The sequence below is a fragment of the Streptomyces violaceus genome, assembly GCF_036014075.1.
GTDB classification, from domain to species: Bacteria; Actinomycetota; Actinomycetes; order Streptomycetales; family Streptomycetaceae; genus Streptomyces; species Streptomyces violaceus.
Genome location: NZ_CP107911.1, coordinates 4,626,831 through 4,653,059, shown reverse-complemented (window position 1 = coordinate 4,653,059; position 26,229 = coordinate 4,626,831). Strand labels below are relative to the sequence as shown.

Here is a 26,229-nt window from a genome sequence, read left to right as displayed (position 1 = left end):
GACGGGCAGATGGACTCCCCGCGGGTGAAAGAGCCGCGGATAGCCGCACGCCGAGGTGGACATGATCGTCTTGTGCGTCGGGAACCGTGACCCTGAGCAGGATCGTTTCGGAGGACTGGGCCGCCGTCCACACCTGGGCGGGTCTGGCCGAGGCCTGCCGGTATCAGCCGTGGGGGCCGAACACGCCGGACGAGACGCGGGAGTTCGTGGCGGGCGCGGTCGCCGCCTGGTCGGACAGCCCCCAGCGCCGGTTCCCCTGTGCGGCCCGCCTGGGGCGGGAGGTGGTGGGGATGGGGGAACTGCGGGTGCGCAGCGCACCCCAGCGCCAGGGCGAGATCTCCTACATCGTGCATCCGCGCGTATGGGGGCGGGGCATCGGGACGGAGATCGGGCGCTGCTTCTCGCGCACGCTGCGGCTTCATCGCGTCCATGCCACCTGCGACCCGCGGAATCTCGGCTCCGCGCGGGTGCTGGCCAAGCTCGGCATGACGCTGGAGGGACGCCTGCGGCACACCCAGCTCCTCCGCGACGGCTGGCGGGACTCGCTGGTCTTCAGCGTGCTCGAGGACGAATGGAGCGCCGTGCGGGGGGTGAGCCCCTGGCAGGTGGCCAGGGGCTCCGGGGTGCTCGGCGGGATCAGCCGAGCCTGGTGATGTCTAGGTCGCCCCGATACTGCCTTCGCAACACCTTCTTCAAGAACCTTCACTGAACACTCCTGTTCTGCGCTAGCCTCACGACAGCGATCAACACAGGTCAGGCATGCCGCCAGCCGTGTGTACGGCGCCCGTTCGGGTGCGGAGGGGGTTCGAGGTGGTCGTGAAGCTCGGGGGGTACGCCCGGATCAGCCTCGACAAGGACGGCGAAGAGCTGGGCGTCCAGCGCCAGCGCCACGACTACCGGCAGGTTGCCGGGGTGCGCCCTGGGTGGGAGGTGGCGCGCGACTACATCGACAATGACGTAAGCGCCTTCAAGCGCAACGTGGTTCGCCCCGAATTCGAACGGCTGCTTGTCGACCTCCAGTCGGGCGTCATAGACGGTGTGATCGCCTACGACCTCGACCGGTTGGCCCGACAGCCGCGCGACCTTGAACGGCTGATCGACGTATTCGAGGAGCGTCCGGAACTCGTCTTCTGCACGGTCACGAACGATATTGACCTGTCGACATCAGACGGGCGCACGATGGCGCGCGTCATGGTGGCGTTCGCCAACAAGGCCAGCGCCGATACGGGTAGGCGCATCGCTCGAAAACACCGCGAACTCGCGGACGCCGGGAAGAACGGCGGCGGCTTCCCGCCGTTCGGCTGGAAGGCCGACCGGATCACCCTTGCCCCGGAACAGGCCGCGCTGATCACGAAGGCTCATGACGACCTGTTGGCCGGGACGCGGCTTTCAACGATCCATAGGGAGTGGCAGGAGAAAGGAATCCAGTCCTCACGAAACACAGGAAAGCCGATCTCTCGCGTTGCCCTAAAGAGCATTCTCACCAATCCTCGATTGGCCGGCTTCCGAGCTGTGAAGGGACAGAAGCACATCGGCCCGGACGGCAAGCCCGTCATGGGAGTCTGGGAGCCGATCTGCACTCCCGAAAAGCTTGACGCCGTCGTCGCCGTTCTTCAGGGCATCAAGTCGCAATTCAAGACTTCCAACATGACTAACAACCACAAGTACTTGCTCAGCGGCATCCTCCGGTGCTCCGAGTGCGGGACACGCATGCTGGCGAACATACGCTCTTCCTGGAAAGAAGGAAGCAAAGGGAGCCGATTTTTCTACCGCTGCCCGGCCACTCAGGACGGCGGCTGCGGAAAAGTGTCCCGCGCTGGTGAGCCGATGGACAAGCACATCATCAATCTCATTCACGACGCTGAGGCAAGAATGAAGACACCTGCACATGGCGCAGTTGAGTGGCCGGGATCTGCCCGACTGGCGGAAGTAGGACTGGAGATCAGTGAACTGATCTCCGCCATGAACTCGAAGCGCATCTCTGCGGCTACCGCTATCGCCATGCTGGAGCCTCTGGAGAAGGAACGTGATGAGCTGGAGTACGAGCGCGACAGGCACACCGTCGAGCAAGTCAAAGCCTCTGCCGCCGTCGTGGACCTGTCTGAGGAGTTCGAGCGTCTGCCGATTGAACGACAGCGCGCCGTGATCATGAAGCACGTACGGGCCGTCATGGTGCACCCGGCGGGACGAGGAGCCCGTAAGTTCAATCCCGACTTGCTGGACGTTGTGTGGGCTGCCTAGCCGACGCTGAAACCCGAAGAGGCCCCTGCGGTGAACGCCGGGGCCTCTTCGTCTGCTCGCCGTTTCGGCTGCACCTGTAAGCAAGGAACCGCCAGGTCAGCCGAGCTTGGTGATGTCGAGCTGACCCAACCTATGTGCTTCGCGAATCTTTTTCTTGTCGAACTTCCCGACGCTCGTCTTCGGGACCGCCTCGATGACCGTCCAGCGCTCCGGGAGCTGCCACTTGGCGATGTGGCCCTCGTCGGCGAGGAAGGCGCGCAGGGTCTCGAAGGTGGCGGTGGCGCCCTCCTTGAGGACGACCGTGGCCAGGGGGCGCTCGCCCCACTTCTCGTCGGGAACGGCGACGACGGCCGCCTCGGCCACCTCGGGATGGGCCATCAGCGCGTTCTCCAGATCCACCGACGAGATCCACTCGCCGCCGGACTTGATGACGTCCTTGGCCCGGTCGGTGAGGGTGAGGTAGCCGTCGGGGGAGATGGTCCCCACGTCGCCCGTCTTGAGCCAGCCGTCCTCGCTGAACTTGTCGGCGGGGCGGAGCGGGTCGGCGTCCGGGCCGTTGTAGTAGGCGCCGGCGATCCACGGGCCGCGTACCTCCAGCTCACCGGCCGACTCGCCGTCCCAGGGGAGGCGTTCGCCGCCGGGGCCGGTCAGGCGGCCCTCGACACCGGCCGGGAAGCGGCCCTGGGTGAGCCGGTAGGCGAGCTCCTCCGCCGTGCCGACCACACTGGCCGGGGGGCGGGCGATCGTGCCGAGCGGGGACGTCTCCGTCATGCCCCAGGCGTGGCAGACCCGCATGCCCAGCTTGTCGAAGGCCTCCATGAGGGAGGGCGGGCAGGCCGCGCCGCCGATGGTGACCTGGCCGAGGAAGGAGACGTCACGCGGGTTCGCGGTCAGCTCGGCGAGCAGGCCCTGCCAGATGGTGGGGACGGCGGCCGCGTGGGTGGGCTTCTCGCTCTCGATCATCGCGGCGAGCGGAGCGGGCTGGAGGAAGCGGTCCGGCATCAGCATGTTCACGCCGGTCATGAAGGTCGCGTGCGGCAGACCCCACGCGTTCACATGGAACTGGGGCACGACGACCAGCGAGGTGTCCTCGTCGGTCAGGCCCATCGACTGGGCCATGTTGACCTGCATGGAGTGCAGATAGATGGAGCGGTGGCTGTAGACCACGCCCTTGGGGTCGCCGGTGGTGCCGGAGGTGTAGCACATGGCGGCGGCCTGGCGTTCGTCCAGCTCGGGCCAGTCGTACGACGTCGGCTTCCCGGCGATCAGGTCCTCGTACTCGTGCACCCGCGCGGTGGCGTCCGCGAGCAGGGAGCGGTCCCCGGGGCCGGTGACGACCACGTGCTCGACCGTCTTCAGGTGCGGGAGCAGCGGGGCGAGCAGGGGGAGCAGCGAACCGTTGGCGATGATCACACGGTCGGCGGCGTGGTTGACGATCCAGGCCAGCTGCTCGGGCGGAAGGCGGAGGTTCAGGGTGTGCAGGACCGCGCCCATGGACGGGATCGCGAAGTAGGCCTCCACATGCTCCGCGTTGTTCCAGGCGAGCGTCGCGACCCGTTCGTCGCCGGCGACGCCGAGGTCCTCCCGGAGCGCGTGGGCAAGCTGGGCGGAGCGGGCGCCGATCTCCGCGAAGGAGCGGCGGTGCGGCTCGTCCTCACCGGTCCACGTGGTCACCTGCGATGTCCCGTGGATCGTGGACCCGTGGGTCAGGATCCTCGAGATCAACAGCGGTACGTCCTGCATCGTGCTCAGCACGGCGTCCTCCCGGGGCGACATTGCCTACGCGGTGGTAAAGGTTGCGCTGATTCTGCGCACATACCACGCGGTATGTCACTAGGACCGGGCGATCGATCACATCACGCCAAGCGGACCGAGGGGTTCAGCGGCGGCCGAGGCGGCCTGCGCGGCAGGGCTCACTGGCGGACAAGTCCCAGATCAGCGTCCTCGCGGAGCTTTCCCAGCGCGCGTGAGACGGCCGACTTCACCGTGCCCACCGAGACACCGAGCACCTCGGCCGTCTGGACCTCGCTCAGGTCCTCGTAGTACCTGAGGACCACCATCGCCCGCTGCCGGGCGGGCAGCCGCATGATCGCCCGCCACATCGCGTCGCGCAGCGCCTGCTGCTCGGCCGGGTCGTCGCGGCCGGTCACCGGCTCCGGCTCGGGCATCTCGTCGCAGGCGAACTCGTCGACCTTGCGCTTGCGCCACTGCGACGTCCGCGTGTTCAGCAGCGCCCGGCGCACATAGCCGTCGAGGGCGCGGTGGTCCTCGATCCGCTCCCAGGCGACGTACGTCTTGGTGAGCGCGGTCTGCAACAGGTCCTCCGCGTCGCTCGGGTTACCGGTGAGCGAGCGGGCGGTACGCAGCAGCACCGGCTGGCGGGCCCTGACGTACGACGAGAACGACGGGTACGGGAGGGTCTGCGCCGCTGGTGCAGCGGCCCTCGACGCGCTGGTGCAGACGAGTGTGGTCATGGCTCAACGCTATGAGCGGGCCAGGTCGAGCGGATCGGCCGCAGGTCCCGAAGCGGGGTCCCCCTCAGGTTGTAGGGGTAGGGCCCGTTGCACCTCCTACAGGTGGAGCGGCGGGACCGGGGTACTGCGGGTTGTCCCCTGCGGGTCGGCGGTGAGTACGAGTCCCGACGTGGGCACGCCCGTCCCCGCCGTCACCAGGACCCGTTCCGCTCCGGGGATCGGGTTCACCGCCGTCCCCCTGATCTGCCGGACGGCCTCCGCGACCCCGTTCATCCCGTGCAGATACGCCTCCCCCAGCTGTCCCCCGTGTGTGTTGAGCGGCAGGCGCCCCTCGGCCACGAAGCCGGGGGCCTCGCCGGGGCCGCAGAAGCCGAACTCCTCCAGCTGCGTCAGCACGAACGGCGTGAAGTGGTCGTAGAGGATCCCCACGTCGATGTCGGCCGGTGCGAGTCCGGAGGTCCGCCACAGCTGCCGGGCCACCACCGCCGTCTCGGGCAGGCCGGTCAGGTCGTCGCGGTAGAAGCTGGTCATCTGCTCCTGCGCGCGTCCCGCGCCCTGGGCGGCCGCGGCGATCACGGCGGGCGGGTGGGGCAGGTCGCGGGCCCGCTCCACGGAGGTGACGACGAGGGCCTGTCCGCCGTCTGTCTCCTGGCAGCAGTCCAGCAGCCGCAGCGGCTCGACGATCCAGCGGGACGCGGCGTGGTCGGCCAGGGTGATGGGCCGGCCGTGGAAGTACGCCGCCGGGTTGGTCGCCGCGTACGCGCGTCCGGCCACGGCCACGTGCCCGAACACCTCCGGCGTCAGCCCGTACGTGTGGAGGTAGCGCTGGGCCGCCATCGCTACCCAGGAGGCCGGGGTGAGCAGGCCGAACGGCAGCGACCAGCCGAGCGCCGCGCCCTCGGCCGACGGCTCGCGGTGCCGGACCCCGGAGCCGAAGCGGCGGCCCGAGCGCTCGTTGAACGCCCGGTAGCAGACGACCACGTCCGCCACGCCCGCCGCGATCGCGAGGGCCGCCTGCTGGACGGTCGCGCAGGCCGCGCCGCCGCCGTAGTGGATCCGGGAGAAGAAGGTGAGCTCGCCGATGCCCGCCGCCTGGGCCACGGTGATCTCGGGGCTGGTGTCCATGGTGAACGTGACCATCCCGTCGACGTCGGCCGGGGTGAGCCCGGCGTCCGCCAGCGCCGCCCGCACCGCCTCGACGGCCAGGCGCAGCTCGCTGCGGCCCGAGTCCTTGGAGAACTCCGTGGCCCCGATGCCGGCGATGGCCGCCCGCCCGCCGAGGGTGTCGCTCCTGCGCGGACTCATGCCGGGCCTCCTGGACTCATGCCGGGCGGGTGCCGGGGGTGCCCGCGCCGCACGGCGGCCAGGGGGACCTCGTCGATCACGAGGGTCCACCGGGAGCCGACGCCGTCCCCGCTCCCGCCGGAACCGTGACCGTCACCGTGCCGGTGACGTGCTTGCCGATGCCGTTGGTGCCGACGACCCGGACCGTCGCCGTGTCGCCGTCAGCCTCCTCGACGACCTCCTCGACCGTGCCCGTCAGCACCATCGTGTCGCCGGGATGGTTGGGCGCGCCGAGCCGGATGGCCACCCGGCGCAGCACGGCCCCGGGACCGAAGTGGTCCGTGATGTACCGGCCGACCAGGCCGTTGGTCGTCAGGATGTTCATGAAGATGTCGGGGGAGCCCTTCTGCCGGGCCAGATCCGGGTCGTGGTGCACGTCCTGGTAGTCGCGGGACGCGATCGCCCCGGCGACGATCAGGGTGCGGGTGATCGGGATCTCCAGGGACGGGAGGCGGTCGCCGGCGTTCACCGCGTCACCCCCTGGAAGACGGGCAGTACCAACGCGTCGTCGTACCGCCGGAACTCGAGCCGGACCGGCATGCCGATCCGCACCTTGTCGTACGGCACCCCGACCACGTTGCTGACGATCCGCACGCCCTCCGCCAGCTCGATCAGCCCGACCGCGTAGGGAGGCTCGAAGGCAGGAAAGGGCGGGTGGTGCATGACCACGTACGAATAGACCGTGCCCTCGCCGCTCGCCTCGACGGTGTCCCACTCCGGGCAGCCGCAGCTGTTGCAGCCCGGCAGCCAGGGGAAACGCAGGTCGCCGCAGCCGGTGCAGCGCTGGATGAGCAGTTCGTGCCGGGCCACGCCCTCCCAGAAGCCGGCGTTGTCGCGGTTGATCACGGGGCGAGGGCGGCGTTCCTTCGCCGGTCCGGGCGTCGGGCCCTTCGGCCGGTGTGCGGGGGAGTACTTGAGGATGCGGAAGCGGTGGGTGCCGGCGAGTTCGCCGCCGGCCCGGATGTCCGTACGGGTCGTGACGAAGTGACCCGCCCCCAGCTTCGTGGTCTTCAGGCCCGAGACCGACTCGATCACCGAGTCGAAGGTGATCTCGTCGCCGGGGCGCAGGGGGCGCGGATACTCCTGCTCGCAGTCGGTGGCGACGACGGCGTCGTAGCCCGACTCGTCGAGCAGGCGAAGCAGTTCGTCGTAGGCCGCCGTGCGTTCCGGGCGGCGGGTCAGGCCCGCCATGGTCCACGCCTGGAGCATGGTGGGGGGAGCGATCGCGTCCGGTCCGGTGTACGCGGGGCTGGTGTCGCCCATGGCCTCGCACCAATGCCTGATCATCGGCTCGTTGACGGGGTCCCGGCCGACCCCGGTGGCGGCGGCCGGGCGGCCCTCGTAGGCCTTCAGGCGCGCCTCGAACTCCTCGTGGACCTCCGGCTCACCGTTCACAGTTTCTGACTGTCCGTCAGATCAGTTGCCCAGTCAAGGCCCGGCAGATGCCGAAAACGCCTGTGCGGCGGCACCGAAGTACCGCCGCTCAGACGCTTGTCACCCCACGAAGCACACCCACACGCAAGGCGGGCCGATGCCGGTACACCGGCCCGCTCAGCTCACCACCACAGCGGGGTGAAGCTGACGGCGGTGTTGTCGTTGCCCTGGTTGACGGCCGTGAAGGCGGAGCCGTTGACCTGGGCGGTGTTGCTCTGGTTCGAGGCGCCCTCGCCGACGGCCTGCTGATTGGTGGTGGACGAGGTGCCGTAGTTGTCGCCGCCGACGCCGCTGCCGAGGACGCCCGCCTCGGCCTCCGTGACGGACGCGATCGATCCGTTGTCCGCGAAGGAGCCGTTGTCCGCCGTCGCGACACCGCAGAAGAGGGCGGCCGCGAGCGGAAGGGCGGAGGCTGCCGCGATGACGCGGGCGGTACGGATGCTTGCCATGGTGTTGTCCCTCCAAGGACCTGCGGAAGTACTGCTGAAGCACTGCTGAAGTACTGCTGTATCCAGAGAAGTTGGCCGACCGCCCTGGTCCGTTGCTCGACGTCGCGAGTCCAGAGTTGCCCACCGAATCCCCGGCGAACCACACCGGAAGCCCCTATTCGCACTCAAGCGTGATGACATGTCGATAAACCCCATTACGTCACTTCAGTACTGAAACGGGATGGAAGAGACGGTTCGAGCCCTGGTGCCACAAGGGGCGAAGCGTTCCGGCACGTTTCGCACACAGACACGCGCACCGGCGCGTCACACCCACCCCCTCTTTCCTTTTTCGAACGTACGTACGAAACTAGAAGCATGGCCACCACCGACCGGCAGGCCACGACGCTGGCCCTCGCACACGCCCTGTCAGCCGCCGAACGCGGACTGGCCGTCATCCCCCTGTCCCGAACCAAGCTCCCGGCACTGCGCTCCCCGCACCGCGACGACCCCGTCCCCTCCCTCTGCCACGGCGCGTGCGGCCGACTCGGCCACGGCGTGTACGACGCCTCCAGCGACCCCTCCCGCATCCGCGAACTGTTCGCCGCGGCGCCCTGGGCGACCGGCTACGGCATCGCCTGCGGGCTGCCCCCGCACCAGCTGATCGGCATCGACCTGGACGTGAAGACCGGCACGGACTCCTCGGCCGCCCTGCGCGAGCTGGCCTTACGGCATCTGTTCACCATCCCCCCGACGGTGGTCGTCCTGACCCCGTCCGGCGGGCGTCACCTGTGGCTGAGCGGCCCGCCCGACGTGGTCGTCCCCAACTCGGCGGGCCGTCTGGCCCCCGGCATCGACATCCGGGGCGCCGGCGGCTATCTCGTCGGCCCCGGCTCCCGCACGGACCAGGGCGTGTACGCCGCCGCCCCCGGGACCGCGCACCTGGCGCCCGCCCTCTGCCCGCGCTCCCTGCTGCGGCTGCTGCTCCCGCCGCCGCGCGCCCACCACCCCACACCCCCGTCGGCCGGCGGGCACGGCCAGGGCCTGGTCCAGTTCGTCCTCGGCGCGCACGAAGGCCAGCGCAACACCCGGCTGTTCTGGGCGGCCTGCCGGGCGTACGAGGACGGCATCGGCCCGGCGCTCGTGGACCCCCTGGTCGAAGCGGCTCTCCACACCGGCCTGTCCGAGCGTGAGGCCCGGGCGACGATCGCGTCAGCGGCCCGGATGACGGGGCACCGCCCGTGAGCAGGGCCTCGTCCACCAGCACCGAAAGACCTCCATGCACCAGCACGCCAGACCGCCGGCCATGGCGCTCGCACGCCTCACTCTCGCCTCCGGCCGCTCGGTGGACCTCGCCGAACTGCGGTTCTCGTCGACGTACGGCGATCTGCTCTCGACCTACGGCGACCTGCTGGAGGGCTATCCCTGCAAGCCGGTCAACGATCTGCGGATCCGCGAGCTGCTGCGCGCCGCCGAGCGGTCCCACCCCGGCACGCCCGTCCACCTCGTCCCGCCCCCGCGCGAGCACCCCGACCAGTACGCGGGCGGCCTCGGTCCCGTCGAGGTCCTGCCCGCCGTGGCGTGCCTCGGCACGTTCCACTCCGCCGCCCTCGATCCGGCCCACGACCCGGTCCTGTACCGCTCACGCCTGGCCGTTCTCTGGTTCCAGCCGGCCCCTCACCTGCCGTCGGGCTGCGACACCGAGCGAGCGCTGCGGGACATCGACTGGACGGGACTGGCCCGTGACACCCGGGCGCTTGCGTAGGGTCGACCGATGAGCGTTTCCCGTACGGAACTGCCGCGCTGGCAGTTCGAGTTGACCTGGTCCTTGTTCGAGTACCACCTGGAGCGGCTCGAGCCCGGAGACTTCCTCTGGGAGCCCGCACCCCTCTGCTGGACGATGCGCAGGGCCCCCGACGGCACCTGGGTGCCGGACTGGGCGGACACCGAGCCCGACCCGGTGCCGGTCCCCACGATCGGCTGGGTGAGCTGGCACATCGGCTGGTGGTGGAGCGTGACCCTGGACCACGTGCGGGGCCTGCCGCCCCGCGACCGCACGGACATCGCCTGGCCCGGCGAGGGCGCCCCGACCGTCGAGTGGCTGCGCGACCTGCGCACCCAGTGGCTGGCGGTCCTGGACGGCCTCACCGACAGCGATCTGGACGCCACGGCTTCGTTCCCGTCACAGGGCGACCCCGAGTACACCGTCGCGCACATGGTGGCCTGGGTGAACGCCGAGCTGATGAAGAACGTGACCGAGATCGGCCAGCTGCGGCTGCTGCGGGTGGCGTCGGCGTCGGGGCAGGCCTCTGCCGCTCGGTCCACTGTTTAGCGGCGAAGCCGCCAGGGGCGTGCCATCGTGGTGCCATGACGATCGATGTCCGCCCGGCCACGGATTTCGACGACGTCCGTGCCGTGCTCGGGCCGAAGTCGCCCGGGGCGAATGTCTGCTGGTGCCTGAGCTACCGGATCCCCTCCAAGCTCAACCAGGAACTGCGCGGCCCGGCCCGCGGAGACTACGTCGCGGAGCTGTGCGGTGCGAGCCCTCCCCCGGGCGTGCTCGCCTACGACGGTGACGAACCCGTCGGCTGGGCGGCCGTCGCACCGCGCTCGGACACCGCCTTCGCCCGCAACCGCAAGATCCCGTACGTCGACGACCTGCCCGTCTGGTCGCTGTGGTGCGTCCGGGTCCGCCCCGGCCACCGCAAGCAGGGCATCTCGCACGCGCTCATCGCCGGCGCGGTCGACTTCGCCCGCGCCCAGGGCGCACCGGCGATCGAGGCCTACCCTCTCGACAACGGCGACGCCAAGGTCGACCTGACGATGGCCTACGCCGGCCTGAGGAAGAACTTCGAACGAGCCGGGTTCGCCTACGCGGCCCCCACCACATCGGTCCTGGCCGGCCATCCCCGCATCCTGATGCGCCTCGGACTGCGCTGAGCGGACCGGCATGCGAATGCCCGACCGCTGGCGACGGGGGATGCACCAGCGGTCGGGCTATGGCCAAGGGTAACAAGCGCTTACGCGGGAGAAGCCGACTGTCCGTCAGGAAAAGCCGGGTTGTGACTCGTATCACTCAACTGCCGTGCGGTTCCGCCCTGTTGCCGTACCGGTCTCATCGGTCCGCGCACGGCGCATCGTAGGAGAGCCGGGGCAGGTATTCGCGCCAGGTGTCCGGCGTCAGAACACCCCGGGTCATCGAGCAGATGCGGCGTACGGCCTCGTCGGTGTCCAGGTTCCAGAGCCGGATGCTGTCGGCGCCGCTCGACACCCCGAGCATGTGGCTGTTCGGGCTGAACGCCAGGAAATTGCCGGTCTTGGCGTGGGGGCTCATCGACTGGCCGATCGCGGTGGCCGCGGAGGGGTCGGAGACGTTCCACAGCCGGACGGTGCTCTCGTCGCCGCCGCTGGCCAGGGTGCGGCCGCTCCGGCTGAACGTCAGTGACACGACCGCTTCCGTGTGACCCGTGAGGCGGGCCTGTTCGGAGGCCTCGGCGGGGTCCTCGATGTCCCAGAGGCGGACCGAGTTGTCGTCGCCGGCGCTGGCCAGTGTCAGGCCGTCGGGGCTGTAGGCGAGGGCGTTGACGGCTCCGAGGTGGCCCTTGAGAGGTGCGCGGAGCAGGGTCGGCCGGCCGGGGTCGGCCGCGTTCCACAGCCTGATGGTGCCGTCCGCGCTGCCGCTGGCGAGCGTACGGCCGTCCGGGCTGAAGACGAGGGAGTTGACGTAGCCCTTGTGACCGGTGAGGGGCGCGCCGAGCGGTCGGGGACGGGCCGGGTCCCCGATGTTCCACAGCTGGATGGTGCGGTCGTCGGAGGCGGTCGCCAGGACCTGCCCGTCCGGGCTGAAGGCCAGTGGGTCGGCGAACTTGATGCTCAGCGGGATGGCGGACCCGTGCGGGACAGGGCGTTCCGGATCGCGGAGGTTCCACAGCTGCAGGGCCCGGCTGCCCGTCACCACCGCGAGGGTGCGGCCGTCCGGGGAGAATTCGAGGGAGCGGACGCCGCCGTCCGGCCGGAACGGTTCGCCCATCCGCACGGGCCTGCCGGGCGTCCGCACGTCCCACAGGCGCACCCGGCCGTCGAGCGCCGCAGTGGCGAGCACCCGCCCGTCCGGGCGGAACACTCCGGTCCGGCCGATCATGTCCGACGTCGGCAGCGACCACAGGCGGACCTTGTTGTCGCCCGCCCCGGTGGCGAGGGTGCGCCCGTCGGGGCTGAAGCCGAGCGCGTACATCTCGCCGCTGCTGCCCGCCAGGGGCCCGCCGACCTGCGACGGGTACGCCGGATCACTGACCTTCCACAGGCTCGCGGTGCTGTCCGCGCTGGCGGCGGCAAGCATGTTCCCGTCGGGACTGAAGGCCACGGACCACACCGGCCCGGTATGGCCGGTGAGCGGCGTACCGATCGGGGCCGGGCGACGTGAATCGGCCATGTTCCACAGCCGTACGGTGTTGTCCGAGCTGCCGCTGGCGAGCGTACGGCCGTCAGGGCTGAAGGCCACGGAGTGCACGGTGGTGGTGTGGCCGGTCAGCTGCTCCCCGGCCCGCTGCGGGCGCCGGGGGTCGGTCACGTCCCACAGCCTGATCGCCCCGTCGTCGCCACCGGCCGCCAGCGTCTTGCCGTCCGGGCTGAACGCCACCGAGCGCACGGCGGCCTTGTGCCCGGTCAGGGGCTTGCCCAGCGCCCGTGGCCGGTGCGGATCGGCCACGTCCCACAGCCGGACGGTGTGATCGTCGCCGACGGAGGCCAGCGTGCGCCCGTCCGGGCTGAAGGCGACCAGGTAGATCGTGCTGTCATGGCCGGTCAACGGCTTGCCGAGCCGCTTCGGCCGGCCGGGGTCCGTCACGTCCCACAGCCGGATCGTGCCGTCGTCGGACGCGCTGGCCAGGGTACGGCCGTCCGGGCTGAAGACCGCGCTGCTCACCCAGCTGGTGTGGCCGGTGAGAGGCTCGCCCAGGGGCTTCGGACGCTTCGGGTCGGCCACGTCCCACAGCCGTACGGTCCGGTCGTAGCTGGCCGTGGCCAGGGTCCGCCCGTCCGGGCTGAAGGTCGTGAGGTAGACGGCGCCCGTGTGCCCGACCAGCGGCGTGGCCAGCGGGGCGTTCACGATGGAGATCAGGCGGCTGTTCGCGCCCTTGTCGTCCGGCCGCAGCCGGTGGGCCACCAGGTCGAGCTGCGCGGACAGCGACGGATCCGTGTACTGGACCCGATCGGCCTGGGCGAGCACCTGCTCGAACACGGCGTCGTCCCGCTGCTTCGAGGCGATTACGGCGGACCCCACGGCCAGCATCGCCAGGACGACCAGCGTCGCCACCGCGCCCCGGCTGATCCAGATGATGCGCCTGCGCAGCCTGACCGAGGCGGCCAGGAACTCCACCGCGCTCCGGGTCAGGAACGTGTCCCCGGCGGTTTTCGCCCAGCCATGGGCCTGTTCCAGCCGGGAGCCCCGGTAGAGCAGTGAGGTGTCACGGTCCGATTCCTCCCAGGCCCGGCCGTCCTCCTCCAGGCGCTGGCGCAGCAGATTGCCCTGCCGGTCGTCGTCGATCCAGTCGCGCAGGCGCGGCCAGGCGTGCAGCAGCGCCTCGTGGGTGATCTCCACGGTCTCCGCGTCCAGCGTCACCAGCCGGGCGCGGACCAGCGCCTCCAGGGACTCCTCGGTCTTGCCCGGGTCGGTCGACTCCTCCGCCAGCTTCCGCCGGGTCCCCCGCCTGCGGGTCGCATGGGTGTCCTCGCCCAGCCGGACCAGCCGGAGCAGGAGCAGCCGCGCCGCCGTGCGCGCCGCCGGGTCGAGGCCGGACCAGGCCCGCTCGGCGGTCGCCGCGACCGCGCCCTGGATGCCGCCGGCCGCGCGGTAGCCGGCCAGCGTCAGCCGGCCCGCCTTTCTGCGCTGCCAGGTGGCGAGCAGTGCGTGCGAGAGGAGCGGCAGCACGCCCGCGTCGTGCTCCCCCACGGCCCGAGAGGCGTGGGAGGGACCCCCACCGCGCGGGCCGTCGGCGCTGACCTCCCGGACGATCAGCTCCGCCAGGCCCGGTTCCAGCTCCAGCCCGACGGCCTTGGCCGGTCCGGTCACCGCCTCGCGCAGCTCCGCGGTGGTGAGCGGCCCGAGCACCATGTGCCGGTGCTGGAGCGCGTCGGCCAGTTCGGGGTACCTGAGGCACCGCTCGTAGAAGTCGGCGCGTATGCCCAGGACCACGACCGCCGGGGCCGGTTCGTCCCGTCCGGTGGGTGAGCACGCGGCGTGCAGGACCTCGATGAAGGCACGCCGGTCCGCCTCGTCGGGGCAGAGGGTGAACGTCTCCTCGAACTGGTCCACGATGACGACCGGACGCGCGCCGGAGGGCGCCTCGCGCCGCGCCCAGGCGGCGACGGCGGCACGGACGGCGTCCGCGGTGGGGGTAACGCCGGATGGCCCCTGGTCCTCGTGCTCCACGGCTGAGCCGTCGGGCTCCTCGGCCCTCGCTTCCGGTTCCGTGGCGGAGGGGACGCCGGGGGAGGGGACGCCGGGGGAGGCCCCTCCCGCCTCGGACAGGAGGACGGGCCCCAGTTCGGGGATGCACCGGGTCAGCTCCGCCAGCGGATCGCCGCCCGGGACGAGTTGCACGACCTTTCGCGCCCGGCCGTGCTCCGCGCCGTCGTCGCCGCCCAGCGCGCCGTCCCGCAGGGCGGGCACCAGACCGGCGTTCAGCAACGAGGACTTCCCCGCTCCCGACGCGCCCACGAGCATGACCAGGCCGCCCGCCTGCGCCACGGCCCCGAGCTGCGTGACGAGCGCGTCCGTGTCCCGCTCCCGGCCGAAGAACCAGCGGGCGTCCTCCCGGCGGTAGGAGGCCAGCCCGCGGTACGGGCACACCCCGCCGGGCGCGGGCGGGGCCTCGGCCGCAGGCCCTTCCTGGGCCGGGGACGCCTCGGGGCGCTCGGCGACCGGGTCGGCCACCGCCCGTTCCCACAGCCGCTGCCACTGGCCGAGGTCGTACAGGCCCGGGGACACCGGCGTGGGCCGCGAGCGTCGCGCCTCGGGGATCAGTACGTGTAACACGGCCGCGAGAGCGGCGAACTGGGCGGGTACGTTCCGGGCCCGCCGCCAGTCGCTGATGCGCTGGGCGGACACCCGCACGGGCCGCCCGCGTTCGTCGACCCGCTGGAGCCGGACGACCGCTTCGGACACACGCTTGAGTGGAGGGTTCCCGGCTTCCTTGTAGAGCAGTGCGAGGCGTTCCGCGAAGGCGGTGCGTGCCCCCGAGTCGGAACTCAAGGTCTCCACTCCTTACTTGTCACGCCTGGACGTCCGGACCGGAAAACTCACTCTATATGGCTGACCTGCGGTAATGCCGTCCGTCCGGCACCGGAATCTCCTCTTCAGCAGCCGGAAATGGCAGGATCCGGACGCAGCAACGCACCGTTCCGGTCAGCTTCCATCCGCGTCCGTCCGCTTCCGCCGCGCCGGACGACGGCAGCTCCACCGTTCGGCACCGGTCCCCACGAGGGGAGGGACCGGTGTCGGACGACGTGGTGACCTCCCCTGCGGACCGCGCTCTCCGACTCCGGCCGACCCTGGATAACTGACGATCCGTCAGCTATGGTCGGCGCCTGCCGTACCGCTTCCGGAGCGACGTACCAGCGACGTACAGGGGTGAGCGCGATGGAGACACGTCCCGAGAGCCCGGAGCCGCAGGGCGATCCACGCTGGGTGGCGATGCTCTACCGGCCGGCCGCGAAGTCCTGGCGGGCCGCCGCGGAGTCGCCCCACCGCTCGCCCGTGCTGTACGCGCTCGGCGAGATGACCCAGACCATGCGCGCCCGCGGCGACGAGGTGACCGTCGCGCTCTGGGGACCGAAGGACGGCGCGTGGCAGCTGTTCGACCCAGCGCTGAGGCAGGCGGCTTCACCTCAGCCGAGCCCGGAGGCGGGGTCCCCCGGCGAACCGACCCTGCTCGCGGAGCGCATGACCGGCCGCCGCCACCAGGTCCTCATGGCCGGGCTGAGCAAGGCGGGTCTCTACGACCTCACGCCCGAGGACGACACGACCGTCCAGGCCCTCGTCGAACGGCTCGACGAGCCCGCCGTCCGCCGGGTCGCCCAGTGGCTCGCCGTAGCCGGCGCCCGCTAGCCGGGCCGGTTCAGCCGAGGGCGTGCTGGGCAGAGGAAGGGTCATGAAGGTCTCTGTCGACCGCGAACTCTGTTACGGCTCCGCCGAGTGCGCCCACCGGGCCCCGGCGGTCTTCGAGTTCGTCGACGGGTTCGGCGTCGTCCGCCCGGGCCAGGACCGCACGGACGACCCGGGGATCCTGGAAGCGGCGGAGAAGTGCCCCAGCCAGGCCATCCTGATCACTGACGCGCCCTCGTCGCCGGACCGGCCGTAGCGAGGGCCGTTGCCGTTTCCGATGCAGTCGCCGTCGCCAATGCAGTCGCCGTCGCCAATGCAGTCGCCGATGCCGAGCCTGCTCGCGGTCTTCGCCCACCCCGACGACGAGTCCCTGATGGCGGGCGGCGTCCTCGCCCGGCACGCGTCCGCGGGCGCTCGCACGGCGGTCGTCACCGCGACCTGGGCGTCGGACACCCCACGCGCCACGGAACTGGCCGAGGCACTCCGCATCCTCGGCGCGGGCAGGCCGCGCATGCTCGGTTACGCCGACTCGCGCGTGCCGCACTCGGCCCCCGGCAGACCGCGCTGGTGCGACGCCCCGCTCGACGAGGCGGTGGGAGAACTGGTCGCACAGATCCGCGACTTCCGCCCGGAGATCGTCGTCACTCACGACGCCTACGGCGGTCTGACCGGTCACGAGGACCATGTGCACACCCACCGCGTGACCCTGCTCGCGGTCCACGCCGCCGGACTCGAACGCCTCCACCCGGACGCCGGCGAGCCCTGGCAGCCGAGCGCCCTGTACCTGGCCACGCACCCGCACTCCGCCGTCCGGGCGTGGGGCGGGCACCTGGCCCCCACGGGCAAGACGATGCACACCGTCCCGGACGACCGGATCACGGCGGCCGTCGACGTCACCCCCTGGCTGGAGCAGAAGACCGCCGCCGTCCTGGCCCACCGCACCGAGGTGGCACGGGGAGCCGCCCCGGGCCTGATCGCAGCCCTCCCGGTGCCCGAGCGGGGGCCGCTCCTCGGCACCGAGTGGTACATCCGCCACGACCCCATAGGCACGGCACCGCAGCACACGGAACTCCTGCCCTAGGCCAGGACCCGGGCGCTGGTCAGTGCCCCACCGAAGAACTCCACCGCAGCGCCGACAGCGCCCGGGCCCGGGCCTCCACGACGGCCATCCGGGCCTCCCGCTCGGCCCGGTCCACATGGGCCGCCTGCCCGGTCACCTGCCCTTCCCACTTCCGGTACAGCAGCCCCACCTCCCCCGAGAACCACCCGCGGCTCACGGCGTTCAGCGCGAGCAGCAGACCCGTGTCCTCCGAAGCGGGCAGAGCCATCCACCCGCCCAGGGCCAGCAGCAACTCCCGCCGCACGCACAGCGACGCCGGATGGACCTGCGCGAGGAAACCGTTCGCCTTCCAGTGGTCGAGCACGGTCCCGCGCTCGATCGGCCCCTGGTCAGGGTCGCCCGCGAACCCCACCGTCGACCCATCCGGCAGGAGATCCAGCACCCGCGAGGTCGCCCAGCCCAGGGTGCGGTCGCCCTCCAGCACCGCCAGATCCCGCGCGAGCGCGCCCCGTGGCAACTGGTCGTCGGCGTCCAGGACCTTCACATACGCGCCGTCGGCATGCGCCAGCGCGATGGTGCGAGCCACCCCGGGCCCACCGGCCCGGCCCTGCCGGAACGTCACGCGCGCGTCATCGGGCACGTACGGCGCTACGTCCTGGCCCTCCCCGTCCTCCTGGATCACCCAGTGCCACTCCCAGCCCTCCGGCAGCCGCTGCTCGCGCAGGGATCTGTGGGCCTCCGGCAGGAACCGGGCCGACGGGCCGTGCACAGCGGTGACGACGACGATGCGCCGGCTCACGCGCCCCCTCTCCACGACGAACACGCGACAAACGCGCGTCGACCACGCGAGAGGGGCTGCCGAGCACGCTCGACAGCCCCTCTCACCCGCGACATCTATGACCTGCGCGGAGGCGGTGGGATTTGAACCCACGGTGACATCGCTGCCACGACGGTTTTCAAGACCGTTCCCTTCGGCCGCTCGGGCACGCCTCCCCGCGCCGGCCGTGATCGGCGGCGCGGGGACAAGGGTAACGGGTCGGTGCGCGCGGGTGGGGATCAGTTGTCGCCGGTGCGCGAACCCAGGGTGACGTCGACCGTCTGCTGCTTGCCGCCGCGCTCGTAGGTGATCGTGACCTTGTCGCCGGGCTTGTGGGTCCAGATCTCGCCGATCAGGGTGGGCCCGGAGTCGATCACCCGGTCGTCGAGCTTGGTGATGACGTCGCCGGGCTTGAGGCCCGCCTTGGCGGCCGGGCCGCCGGGCTCGACCGGTGCGGCACCGCCCGCGCCCTGGTCGGTGATCTGCGCGCCGTCCGAGCTGTCGTCCAGGGAGACGGACGCGCCGATCTTCGCGTACACCGGCTTGCCGGTTTTGATCAGCTCCTGGGCGACGTACTCGGCCTGGTTGATCGGGATGGCGAAGCCCAGGCCGATCGAGCCGGACTGGCCGGTGCCGAAGCCGCCGTTGCCGGTGGACTGGATCGCGGAGTTGATGCCGATGACGTTGCCCTGCGCGTCCAGCAGCGGACCGCCGGAGTTGCCCGGGTTGATCGAGGCGTCGGTCTGCAGGGCGCTCATGTACGACGCCTGGCTGCCGCTGCCGTCGCTGGAGGCCACCGGGCGGTTCTTGGCGCTGATGATGCCCGTCGTCACCGTGTCGGACAGCCCGAAGGGGGCGCCGATCGCGATGGTCGCGTCGCCGACGGCCACCTTCTCCGAGTCGCCGAGGGTGAGGGGCTTCAGGTCGGAGGGGGCGTTCTTGAGCTTCACGACCGCCACGTCGTAGCCCTGCGCGTGGCCGACCACCTCGGCGTCGTACTTCTTGCCGCTCGGGAAGGTCGCCGTGAGCTTGCCGCCGTCCACCGCGCCCGCCACCACGTGGTTGTTGGTGACGATGTGGCCCTGCTTGTCGAAGACGAAGCCCGTGCCGGTGCCGCCCTCGCCGCTGTTGCTCTCGGCCTCGATCGTGACCGTGCTCGGCAGCGCCTTGGCTGCCACGCCCGCGACCGTGCCCGGGTCGCGCTTGAGGTCGCCGCCGCTGGTGGAGGCGGAGACCGTCGTGGAGCCGGAGTTCTCGTCGTTGTTCTTCGCCAGGGTGTAGCCGAGGCCGCCGCCCAGACCGCCCGCGACCAGCGCGGCCGCCAGGATCGCGACGACCAGGCCACTGCGGCGGCGGCCGGGCTTCGGCGCCGGCTGCTGGTAGGAGGAACCCCAGCCGCCCGCTCCGTAACCGGAACCGCCGTCGCCGTACGACGATCCGGCACCGCCGTCGCCGTACGACGGGGTGGCCGGGGGCGGGGGCGGCGGCCATGAGGGGTCGGGGGCGGAGGAGGAACCGCCTGGATGCACGGCGCCACCAGAAGCGCCCTCTCCATGAGCGGCCTGCCCCTGGGCGTCCTGCCCCTGGGCGTCCTGCCCGTACGGCCCCTGGGGCGCCGGAGCAGCGGGAGCATCCACCGGCACGGGGGGTGCGGACGGGGCGGGGGGTACCGCGGTGCCCTCGTTCTCGGTGCTCACAGCTTCTCTCCTCGATCCACGGCTGCTTTTCCTGGGTCGCACTCGGTCACGCTTTTCACGCTGGCGACGGTCCGGCGCGATACAGCTGTGCTTGTCCCTTTGTATGCCGTCAGCTTTTCCCACGGGACGTCAGAGCACCATAAGCGGTGGCTGTGGGTCCGCGGCCATTCTTTATATAGGTCATTACTGGCGAAAGGGATGCAATTCCAACGCCTCCGCACGGACCTGTGAATCCGTCGGGTCCGTACGACCGGACGCGTACCCGGACTCGGTGGCACCATGACGCGGTGACCCACGCACGGCAGCATGTGATTCAAGTCGTCGCCCACCGCGGAGCCTCCGAGGAGGCCCCGGAGCACACCCTGGCCGCGTACACCAAGGCGATCGAGGACGGTGCGGACGCCCTCGAGTGCGATGTGCGCCTCACCGCCGACGGCCACCTGGTGTGCGTGCACGACCGCCGGATCAACCGTACGTCCAACGGCCGCGGCGCGGTCTCCGCCCTGGAACTCGCCGATCTCGCCGCCCTGGACTTCGGCTCGTGGAAGACGCGCGAGGCCTGGAAGGGGCGCGACGAGGAACCCGACTGGGAGCACACCCCGGAGGACCGTGAGGCGACCTCCGTACTCACCCTGGAGCGGCTGCTCGGACTAGTCGCCGACGCCGGGCGCCGGGTGGAACTGGCCATCGAGACCAAGCACCCCACGCGCTGGGCGGGACAGGTCGAGGAGCGGCTGCTGGCCCTGCTGAAGCGCTTCGGCCTCGACGCCCCGGCCGCCGCCGAGGAGTCCCGGGTGCGGGTGATGAGCTTCTCGGCCCGCTCGCTGCACCGTGTGCGGGCCGCCTCGCCGACCCTGCCGACGGTCTATCTGACGCAGTTCGTCTCGCCCCGGCTGCGCGACGGGCGGCTGCCCCCGGGCGTGGACATCGCGGGCCCCTCGATCCGGATCGTGCGCAACCACCCCGTCTATGTGGAGCGCCTGAAGCGGGCCGGCCACCAGGTGCATGTGTGGACGGTGAACGAGCCGGAGGACGTGGATCTCTGCATCGACCTCGGGATCGACGCCATCATCACCAATCGTCCGCGCGCCGTGCTGGACCGCCTCGGCCGCTGAGGCTGGCCACACAAGTCCCACCAGACCCACGCACACCTCTTGACCCCATGCCTTGACGGGCGGGATCCTCCCATCTCGGCCACACCGACGAATTCAAGCCACGTGATTACGGGGAGTGCTCCGGCGCGTTCGGTCCGTATTCGATCGTGGTGAATGCGTCACAGGACGTTGATTGGCCGGTTTCCGGTACAGGCCAATGGGGCATCCACACCGTGGCGTGGGGCGAAGGAGGTCTCGGGGGTGGCGTTGGTGGTGGCACAGGAGGTGCCCACGTCGTCGAGCATGGCCGTACCCCATGGCCCTGCGGGCGTGGGGAAAGCAAGGCACCGTATGCGTGCACAGTTGCGCAGCGGTGGCGTAGCGGATTCGGTCATCGACGACGCCGTACTGATCCTTTCCGAACTTTTGAGCAACGCGTGCAAACACGGCAGGCCTCTCGGCGACGCCCTGTCCGGTGACGGCGACGTTCTCGCCGCGTGGCGCGTGGACCCGGCCGGCCGGCTCATCGTCGAGGTCACGGACGGCGGCGGCCCGACCCGCCCCGCCCCGGCGACCCCGTCGGTCACGGCACACGGCGGCCGCGGGCTGAACATCATCACGGCGCTGGCCGACGACTGGGGCGTCCGCGACGACATCCGCGGTGAGGTCACGGTGTGGGTCATCGTCCACGACGACGTGTACGACCCGGACGCCGGCCACCGCCGCGACGACTTCGTGACGCGCGTCGCGGCCCCGGCGGTATCCCAGATACCCGGGCTCGACTTCGCGGACGCCTTCGACGACATGGACTGAGCGCTGGACCGAGCTCCCGTCCGCCGCGCTGGACCGAGTGTTGTCCACAGGATCCCGTCGCCCGAGGCCCGAACGGCTAGGCTCGCGACCGTACGAGACGAGCCGTAACCGGGAGACCATCGATGGCCAAGAAGCGACCCCAGACGAAGGCCAAGCGCCCGCAGATCACGGATGGCGAGGTCCCGGTTGTAGGCGCCCGCGAGCCCTGCCCCTGCGGCAGCGGCCGCCGCTACAAGGCCTGTCACGGCCGGGCCGCGTCCCACGCCGCGACCGAGCTGGTGCACCGCCCCTTCGAGGGCCTGCCCGGCGAGTGCGACTGGGTGGCCCTGCGCGAGCTGGTCCCGGCGGCCACGGTCGAACTGCCCCTCAAGGACGGCCTGCCCGAGGGCGTCCCCGCGGTCACCCTGGCCACGGTCCTGCCGATGGCCTGGCCCGCCCTGCGCCGCGACGACGGCTCGGTCCTGCTCGGCCTGCAGAACGACACCTCGTCCGGCGACATCAGCCGCGACCTCGCCGACACCCTCCAGCGCGCCCTGGAGGCACAGCCCGGTACGCCCGTGCAGGGCCGCCGCGCCCCGGCCGGCGGTCCGCGGCTGCAGGATCTGCTCGACCCGGAGGGCACCTTCGCGCCAGAAGTGCACAGTGGCTTCGAGTTCTGGGTCCCGGACACGGAGAACGCCACGCCGGAGGTGACCGCCTCCCTGGAGCGGGCCAACGCAGCGGCCATCCCGACCGTCAAGCTCCAGAGCGTGGACGCCGCTTACTGGTGCGAGACGCCGGAGAAGAACCATTTGCGGTGGGTCATGCCGCACGCCGAGGAGCAGCTTCTGGACGCTCTCGCCCGGCTGCACGCCGCGGGCCGCTCGAGCCTCGGCGAGGGCACCCGCCTGGTGGGCTCCTTCCGCGCTCACGGGCTCACGGTGCCGGTGTGGGACCTGCCGAGCGGGGTCACGGCCGAGGATGTGGAGAAGCCGGCGGCGGAGTTCGCCGAGCGCCTCGCCGCCGCCCTGGCCACGGACGCGCCGCTCACCCCGGACGAGCGCCGCGCCCGCGGCGGCCTCACCAACCGGCAGGTCACGCTCAGCTGACGCTCGCCACCGGGTCCGGCCGGCCGCCGCCCCGGCCGACCGGACCCGCGCGCCTCAGGACGGGTGACTCCCCTCACAACTCCCGCTGGCGACAGGCCAGTCGGTGACTGGAAAGGGCGAGATCGAATTTGCGAACCGCCGATCTCTTGTTACCGTTCCCGTAGCCCGGTTGCTGGTGCATCCCCCGTCGCCAGCAACCGGGTCTTTTCGTCCGTGCGACCGTTCACCGAACGCCGCCGCTCGTCAACTACCCGTCCACGCGGGTGAGTTGCTCCCCGAGCGCAGCAGCAGCGGACCCTGTCCCGCCCGCCGGGCGAACTCCGCGACCGCCGTGTACGCCGCCAGATTCCCCCGCACCTGCTCCCGGGGCGTCTCGCACGTCCGCGGCTCGTCCTCGGCGCTCACCGCACAGGTCATCCGCACGGTCCGGGCGCCGGGCTCCATCATGGTCAGTACGGCGTCCAGCGCCTCGCCGGTCGCATTGCGGTAGTAGGTCCGCGCCCAGGTCTGCGCACCCTGCGTCACGACACAGGTCTGCGCCTCGATGCCGTCGGGCGAGGAGACTTCGGGACCGCAGCGCACGGCGGTCGCCAGGCCCTGGCCGAGTGTGGGCAGGGTGGGAACGGCGGAGGGCTCACCCTTGGGAGCCCCGATCGCCTTGTCGTCGGCGCCCGGGGAGGGACGTACCTCGTCCTGTTCGGAACCGACGGCGGGGCCACCGCGTTCGGCGGCTGCTCCCTCCGAACGCACGGAATGTACGGACCCCGCGGACGCCACCGCCAGCGGCAGTGCGACCGCGCACACCGCCACGACGCCCGCGAGGGCGAGCAGTCTGGTCTTTCGGGGGTCCCGGGAGCGGCCCCGGGCATGACGCGGCATGAACCCGGAACTTAACGCCCCGAGGCCGACGCCGGGCCCGGCGCGCCCGACGGTCCTAGAACTCGGGCGCGCTCACACCCGTACGAGTGAGGGCTTCGACCACGGCGTCCACCACGGCCTCGACATCGGGCACCCACGGAGAGGAGGAGCCGGGCAGCGGCGCCCGCTCCCAGCGGATCTCGCCCTGGCCCGTCTCGGACGGCGGCAGGGCCAGATAGCCGCCCTCGCTGTGGAAGCGGAGGGAGCCGGGCACGAAGTCCTTGGCGTAGAGCAGTTCGCCGAGCTGCTCCATGGAGTACGGCTTAACGAGGATCGCCCAGCGGGCGGGGGAGGCGACGACCGGGCCGAGCCGCATGCCCATGCGGTCGAGCGCCTCGAGGGCGCGGGCGGCCGGCAGGGCGGGCAGCGACACCGCGCAGGGCGCCTTGCCGCCGGTGGCCATCACGATCGGCGCCGTGGGCCGGTTGCCCCACCACCAGCGGACCATGCGTCCGTCGGTGGTGGCCGCGAGGAGGCCGGGGTCGAAGGGGTGCGCGCCGGGCACCGTGCACTCGGGGTCGGGGCAGCCGCAACGGCCCGTCCCCTGCGGGTCCGCGGCTACGCCCGGGAGTACGGGCCACTGCCATTCCGTCGCGTAGGTCAGGGCCGCGCCGATCAGCTCAGGCGTCCCGTCACCGCGCTTGGACAGGAGCCTGCGTCGCCTTCCGAGGATCTCGCGCATGAGCGCTCGTTCCTTTCCGTTGCACGCCTGGCAACACCGTGGTCCATCACAACATGTGTCGATCACTTCACTGTGCGTACCTGTTGGCGCATCACACCCCTGCCGTGAGCAGGGGGAACCCCTATGGGTCGAGCTTTGGTGCCTCCGCGGCCGTCCCGCCCATACTGCGTGTATCAAAAGCACGGGCGTGGCGTAGGGGTGGCGAAGTATGGCGTTTGCCGTCGCGCGTATTTCTCTCCGCCTCCGCCACGGGAGGATGGGGCACGGTCGTCGGTGGATAGGACGCCCGGGTCCGCCGCCAGGTTCCCGGGTGATTCCCAACCACCCCTGGCCTTCACCGAGTACGTACCCATCACGACCGTCGTGACGCTCCGTCGATCAGGGCCAGTCGACCGCAATAAGCCGTCCCCTGCGGCAGTTTTAAGCCAACTTTACATTTCAGGGAGGGGAAGGGGAGTTGTTCCCTCGGGGTTCACGGACACCAGGAATCCCGGCAGGACAATGCTGGACATCTCCTCACGAGTGCGTGTACATGTGGAGACACTGCTGGCGGCGCAGAATGACATGGGGGTTTGCGATGCTTTTGAGCAGTACGCGCCGGTCGGAAGGCCGGAGACCATGAACGCCCCGCACCCTCCGAAAGTGGCTGGAATCGATTCAACGGTTCCGGCACCCGCACACACTGTCGCGCCCAGCGCGCCGGGTACCTCCCCGGCTGTCCCCGCAAACACCCCGGCCCCACCCGGCGCGGTACTGCAGGACCGTCTCGCCGGCTGGGTCTCCGACCTCACCACCCTCCACGAACTGACCGAGCGCCTGGCCCGTACGGCCGCGCTCGACGAGGCGCTCCAGGAAGTGCTGCGGGCCGGCGCCGCCCTCGTGGGCGCCCGGCGCGGCCTCGTCGTACTGGAACCGGGCGACGGCCTCGGCCCGGACACCACCATCGGCCTGGGCCTGGCCCGCGCCGACCTCGGCCACATCGAGACCGTGCCGCGCAGCGCCCTGTCCTACGGCCGGATCCTCGACGGGCTGCCGGGCGGCGAGGACGGGATCGCCGAGCCCGACCTGTTCGCCACGGAGGGGCTCGACCCCCGCCACCGCGAGGTCGCGGCCCGTCTCGGCTACGCCGCCAGCTACGCCCTCCCCCTGTCCACCGGGACCGCGGGCCGCCTCGGGGCCGCCGTCTGGCTCTACGACGAACCCGCCGAGCCGGACGAGCGCCGGCGCCACCTCGTCGGCCTGTACGCCAAGTACGCCGCCGAACACCTCGCCCGGCTCCTCGAACTCGAGCGCACGCGCACGGCCATGGCGACGATGTCGGACGAGCTGCTCCCCTCGCGGCTGCCGCGGGTGCCCGGCGTGCAGCTCGCCGCCCGGCACCGCACCGGCCCGCGCGGCGGCGGCGACTGGTACGACGCGCTGCCGCTGCCCGACGCCGCCCTCGGCCTCGCCGTCGGCTCCGTCACCGGGTCGGGACCCAGCGCGGTCGCCGCGATGGGACGACTGCGGGCTTCCCTGCGCGCGTACGCCGTGATGGAGGGGGAGGATCCGGTCGCGGTCCTGTCCGACCTGGAACTGCTGCTGCGGCTGACCGAGCCGGCCCGCTCGGCCACCGCGCTGTTCGGCTACTGCGAACCGGCCGCCCGCAAGATCACGCTGGCCGGCGCCGGGCACAGCCCGCCACTGCTGATCGGACAGCGCCGCACGGAGTTCGTGGAGACGTCGGTCTCCGCTCCGCTCGGCATGCTCGCCTGCTGGGAGGCGCCGAGCGTGGAGATCCTCGCCGAGCCCGGAGAGACGGTTCTGCTGTACACCGACGGGCTGCTGCACCGCACCGGCGAGGCCACCGACCGCGCCTTCGCCCGGCTGCACGCGGCGGCGGCCGGAGTGCCACGGGCGCTGCGGTGCGACCCGGGCGCGATCGCCGACCACGTCCTGCGGAGCGTGCTGCCGGACGGGCTGGACGCGGCCGACGGTGCGGAGGATGTCGTGCTGCTGGCGGTGCGATTCGAGTAACGCTCCTCGTCATCGCCCTGAG

At 71.3% G+C, this 26,229-nt stretch carries 24 protein-coding genes and 1 tRNA gene; 13 read left to right on the top strand and 12 right to left on the bottom strand.

Going from position 1 to position 26,229, the window contains the following annotated elements:
- Positions 1 to 86: 86 nt before the first annotated feature.
- On the top strand, positions 87 to 653 hold the full coding sequence (locus OG542_RS20890; protein WP_328412916.1) for a GNAT family N-acetyltransferase: 567 nt from the start codon (positions 87 to 89) through the stop codon (positions 651 to 653).
- A gap of 157 nt (positions 654 to 810) precedes the next feature.
- Entirely contained in the window at positions 811 to 2,241 is a 1,431-nt protein-coding gene (locus OG542_RS20885) for a recombinase family protein (protein WP_328412914.1), read from the top strand.
- Positions 2,242 to 2,337: 96 nt separating this feature from the next.
- Here OG542_RS20885 and OG542_RS20880 read toward each other — a convergent pair whose 3' ends face one another.
- The 6 genes from OG542_RS20880 to OG542_RS20855 all read right to left on the bottom strand — a co-directional run bounded on the left by OG542_RS20880 (position 2,338) and on the right by OG542_RS20855 (position 7,942).
- Positions 2,338 to 4,017, bottom strand: a complete 1,680-nt coding sequence (locus tag OG542_RS20880) for a long-chain fatty acid--CoA ligase (protein ID WP_328412912.1) — start codon at positions 4,015 to 4,017, stop codon at positions 2,338 to 2,340.
- A gap of 137 nt (positions 4,018 to 4,154) precedes the next feature.
- Positions 4,155 to 4,715, bottom strand: a complete 561-nt coding sequence (locus OG542_RS20875) for a SigE family RNA polymerase sigma factor (RefSeq protein WP_328412910.1) — start codon at positions 4,713 to 4,715, stop codon at positions 4,155 to 4,157.
- 96 nt (positions 4,716 to 4,811) lie between these two features.
- Complete coding sequence (locus OG542_RS20870) at positions 4,812 to 6,020, bottom strand: lipid-transfer protein (protein ID WP_328412908.1); 1,209 nt, start codon at positions 6,018 to 6,020, stop codon at positions 4,812 to 4,814.
- A 76-nt stretch (positions 6,021 to 6,096) separates the two neighbouring features.
- A complete protein-coding gene (locus OG542_RS20865; RefSeq protein ID WP_328412906.1) occupies positions 6,097 to 6,528 on the bottom strand; it encodes a MaoC family dehydratase in 432 nt (143 codons plus the stop codon).
- Positions 6,525 to 7,454, bottom strand: coding sequence for a bifunctional MaoC family dehydratase N-terminal/OB-fold nucleic acid binding domain-containing protein (locus OG542_RS20860; RefSeq protein WP_328412904.1), 930 nt, complete (start codon positions 7,452 to 7,454; stop codon positions 6,525 to 6,527). The genes OG542_RS20865 and OG542_RS20860 overlap by 4 nt, the downstream gene beginning before the upstream one ends.
- A gap of 161 nt (positions 7,455 to 7,615) precedes the next feature.
- A complete protein-coding gene (locus tag OG542_RS20855; RefSeq protein ID WP_328412902.1) occupies positions 7,616 to 7,942 on the bottom strand; it encodes a hypothetical protein in 327 nt (108 codons plus the stop codon).
- 354 nt (positions 7,943 to 8,296) lie between these two features.
- On the opposite strand from OG542_RS20855, the gene OG542_RS20850 reads away from it, so the two are divergent.
- The 4 genes from OG542_RS20850 to OG542_RS20835 all read left to right on the top strand — a co-directional run bounded on the left by OG542_RS20850 (position 8,297) and on the right by OG542_RS20835 (position 10,858).
- Entirely contained in the window at positions 8,297 to 9,163 is an 867-nt protein-coding gene (locus OG542_RS20850) for a bifunctional DNA primase/polymerase (RefSeq protein ID WP_328412900.1), read from the top strand.
- A 61-nt stretch (positions 9,164 to 9,224) separates the two neighbouring features.
- A complete protein-coding gene (locus tag OG542_RS20845; RefSeq protein ID WP_328412898.1) occupies positions 9,225 to 9,683 on the top strand; it encodes a hypothetical protein in 459 nt (152 codons plus the stop codon).
- Between the two features lie 9 nt (positions 9,684 to 9,692).
- Positions 9,693 to 10,250, top strand: coding sequence for a DinB family protein (locus tag OG542_RS20840; RefSeq protein WP_328412896.1), 558 nt, complete (start codon positions 9,693 to 9,695; stop codon positions 10,248 to 10,250).
- 35 nt (positions 10,251 to 10,285) lie between these two features.
- A complete protein-coding gene (locus OG542_RS20835; protein WP_328412894.1) occupies positions 10,286 to 10,858 on the top strand; it encodes a GNAT family N-acetyltransferase in 573 nt (190 codons plus the stop codon).
- Between the two features lie 175 nt (positions 10,859 to 11,033).
- On the opposite strand, the gene OG542_RS20830 is transcribed toward OG542_RS20835, so the two are convergent.
- Positions 11,034 to 15,179 (bottom strand): nSTAND1 domain-containing NTPase, encoded by a 4,146-nt coding sequence (locus tag OG542_RS20830; protein WP_328412892.1) that lies wholly within the window; start codon positions 15,177 to 15,179, stop codon positions 11,034 to 11,036.
- A 378-nt stretch (positions 15,180 to 15,557) separates the two neighbouring features.
- Between OG542_RS20830 and OG542_RS20825 the strand changes: the two genes are divergently transcribed.
- From OG542_RS20825 to OG542_RS20815, 3 genes are all read left to right on the top strand, one after another.
- Positions 15,558 to 16,025, top strand: a complete 468-nt coding sequence (locus OG542_RS20825) for a hypothetical protein (protein WP_328412890.1) — start codon at positions 15,558 to 15,560, stop codon at positions 16,023 to 16,025.
- Positions 16,026 to 16,068: 43 nt separating this feature from the next.
- Complete coding sequence (locus OG542_RS20820) at positions 16,069 to 16,278, top strand: ferredoxin (protein ID WP_328412888.1); 210 nt, start codon at positions 16,069 to 16,071, stop codon at positions 16,276 to 16,278.
- A gap of 69 nt (positions 16,279 to 16,347) precedes the next feature.
- Positions 16,348 to 17,103, top strand: coding sequence for a PIG-L deacetylase family protein (locus OG542_RS20815; RefSeq protein ID WP_328412886.1), 756 nt, complete (start codon positions 16,348 to 16,350; stop codon positions 17,101 to 17,103).
- A gap of 19 nt (positions 17,104 to 17,122) precedes the next feature.
- Here OG542_RS20815 and OG542_RS20810 read toward each other — a convergent pair whose 3' ends face one another.
- The 3 genes from OG542_RS20810 to OG542_RS20800 form a co-directional block, all read right to left on the bottom strand.
- Positions 17,123 to 17,881, bottom strand: coding sequence for a glycosyltransferase family 2 protein (locus OG542_RS20810; RefSeq protein ID WP_328412884.1), 759 nt, complete (start codon positions 17,879 to 17,881; stop codon positions 17,123 to 17,125).
- 107 nt (positions 17,882 to 17,988) lie between these two features.
- Positions 17,989 to 18,075 (bottom strand) — tRNA-Ser (locus OG542_RS20805).
- 63 nt (positions 18,076 to 18,138) lie between these two features.
- Positions 18,139 to 19,596, bottom strand: coding sequence for a S1C family serine protease (locus OG542_RS20800; protein ID WP_328412882.1), 1,458 nt, complete (start codon positions 19,594 to 19,596; stop codon positions 18,139 to 18,141).
- A 287-nt stretch (positions 19,597 to 19,883) separates the two neighbouring features.
- Here OG542_RS20800 and OG542_RS20795 point away from each other — a divergent pair, with 287 nt between their 5' ends.
- From OG542_RS20795 to OG542_RS20785, 3 genes are all read left to right on the top strand, one after another.
- Positions 19,884 to 20,711 carry a glycerophosphodiester phosphodiesterase gene (locus tag OG542_RS20795; protein ID WP_328412880.1) on the top strand — a complete coding sequence of 276 codons (828 nt, stop codon included), beginning with the start codon at positions 19,884 to 19,886 and terminating at the stop codon, positions 20,709 to 20,711.
- 153 nt (positions 20,712 to 20,864) lie between these two features.
- Positions 20,865 to 21,503, top strand: a complete 639-nt coding sequence (locus OG542_RS20790; protein WP_184593748.1) for an ATP-binding protein — start codon at positions 20,865 to 20,867, stop codon at positions 21,501 to 21,503.
- Positions 21,504 to 21,625: 122 nt separating this feature from the next.
- Entirely contained in the window at positions 21,626 to 22,591 is a 966-nt protein-coding gene (locus OG542_RS20785; protein ID WP_193479088.1) for a DUF5926 family protein, read from the top strand.
- Between the two features lie 243 nt (positions 22,592 to 22,834).
- Here OG542_RS20785 and OG542_RS20780 read toward each other — a convergent pair whose 3' ends face one another.
- Both OG542_RS20780 and OG542_RS20775 read right to left on the bottom strand, forming a co-directional pair.
- Positions 22,835 to 23,470 (bottom strand): hypothetical protein, encoded by a 636-nt coding sequence (locus OG542_RS20780; protein WP_328412877.1) that lies wholly within the window; start codon positions 23,468 to 23,470, stop codon positions 22,835 to 22,837.
- A 55-nt stretch (positions 23,471 to 23,525) separates the two neighbouring features.
- Positions 23,526 to 24,191, bottom strand: a complete 666-nt coding sequence (locus OG542_RS20775; protein ID WP_311126584.1) for a bifunctional DNA primase/polymerase — start codon at positions 24,189 to 24,191, stop codon at positions 23,526 to 23,528.
- 501 nt (positions 24,192 to 24,692) lie between these two features.
- Here OG542_RS20775 and OG542_RS20770 point away from each other — a divergent pair.
- Positions 24,693 to 26,207, top strand: a complete 1,515-nt coding sequence (locus OG542_RS20770) for a PP2C family protein-serine/threonine phosphatase (protein WP_328412875.1) — start codon at positions 24,693 to 24,695, stop codon at positions 26,205 to 26,207.
- Positions 26,208 to 26,229 lie beyond the last annotated feature (22 nt).

Coding starts and splice junctions, on each gene's coding strand:
- OG542_RS20880 (WP_328412912.1), bottom strand. CDS start 4,017: ATGTCGCCCCGGGAGGACGCCGTGCTGAGCACGATGCAGGACGTACCG.
- OG542_RS20875 (WP_328412910.1), bottom strand. CDS start 4,715: ATGACCACACTCGTCTGCACCAGCGCGTCGAGGGCCGCTGCACCAGCG.
- OG542_RS20870 (WP_328412908.1), bottom strand. CDS start 6,020: ATGAGTCCGCGCAGGAGCGACACCCTCGGCGGGCGGGCGGCCATCGCC.
- OG542_RS20855 (WP_328412902.1), bottom strand. CDS start 7,942: ATGGCAAGCATCCGTACCGCCCGCGTCATCGCGGCAGCCTCCGCCCTT.
- OG542_RS20850 (WP_328412900.1), top strand. CDS start 8,297: ATGGCCACCACCGACCGGCAGGCCACGACGCTGGCCCTCGCACACGCC.
- OG542_RS20845 (WP_328412898.1), top strand. CDS start 9,225: ATGGCGCTCGCACGCCTCACTCTCGCCTCCGGCCGCTCGGTGGACCTC.
- OG542_RS20840 (WP_328412896.1), top strand. CDS start 9,693: ATGAGCGTTTCCCGTACGGAACTGCCGCGCTGGCAGTTCGAGTTGACC.
- OG542_RS20835 (WP_328412894.1), top strand. CDS start 10,286: ATGACGATCGATGTCCGCCCGGCCACGGATTTCGACGACGTCCGTGCC.
- OG542_RS20825 (WP_328412890.1), top strand. CDS start 15,558: ATGGAGACACGTCCCGAGAGCCCGGAGCCGCAGGGCGATCCACGCTGG.
- OG542_RS20820 (WP_328412888.1), top strand. CDS start 16,069: ATGAAGGTCTCTGTCGACCGCGAACTCTGTTACGGCTCCGCCGAGTGC.
- OG542_RS20815 (WP_328412886.1), top strand. CDS start 16,348: ATGCCGAGCCTGCTCGCGGTCTTCGCCCACCCCGACGACGAGTCCCTG.
- OG542_RS20790 (WP_184593748.1), top strand. CDS start 20,865: ATGCGTCACAGGACGTTGATTGGCCGGTTTCCGGTACAGGCCAATGGG.
- OG542_RS20785 (WP_193479088.1), top strand. CDS start 21,626: ATGGCCAAGAAGCGACCCCAGACGAAGGCCAAGCGCCCGCAGATCACG.
- OG542_RS20780 (WP_328412877.1), bottom strand. CDS start 23,470: ATGCCGCGTCATGCCCGGGGCCGCTCCCGGGACCCCCGAAAGACCAGA.
- OG542_RS20775 (WP_311126584.1), bottom strand. CDS start 24,191: ATGCGCGAGATCCTCGGAAGGCGACGCAGGCTCCTGTCCAAGCGCGGT.
- OG542_RS20770 (WP_328412875.1), top strand. CDS start 24,693: ATGCTGGACATCTCCTCACGAGTGCGTGTACATGTGGAGACACTGCTG.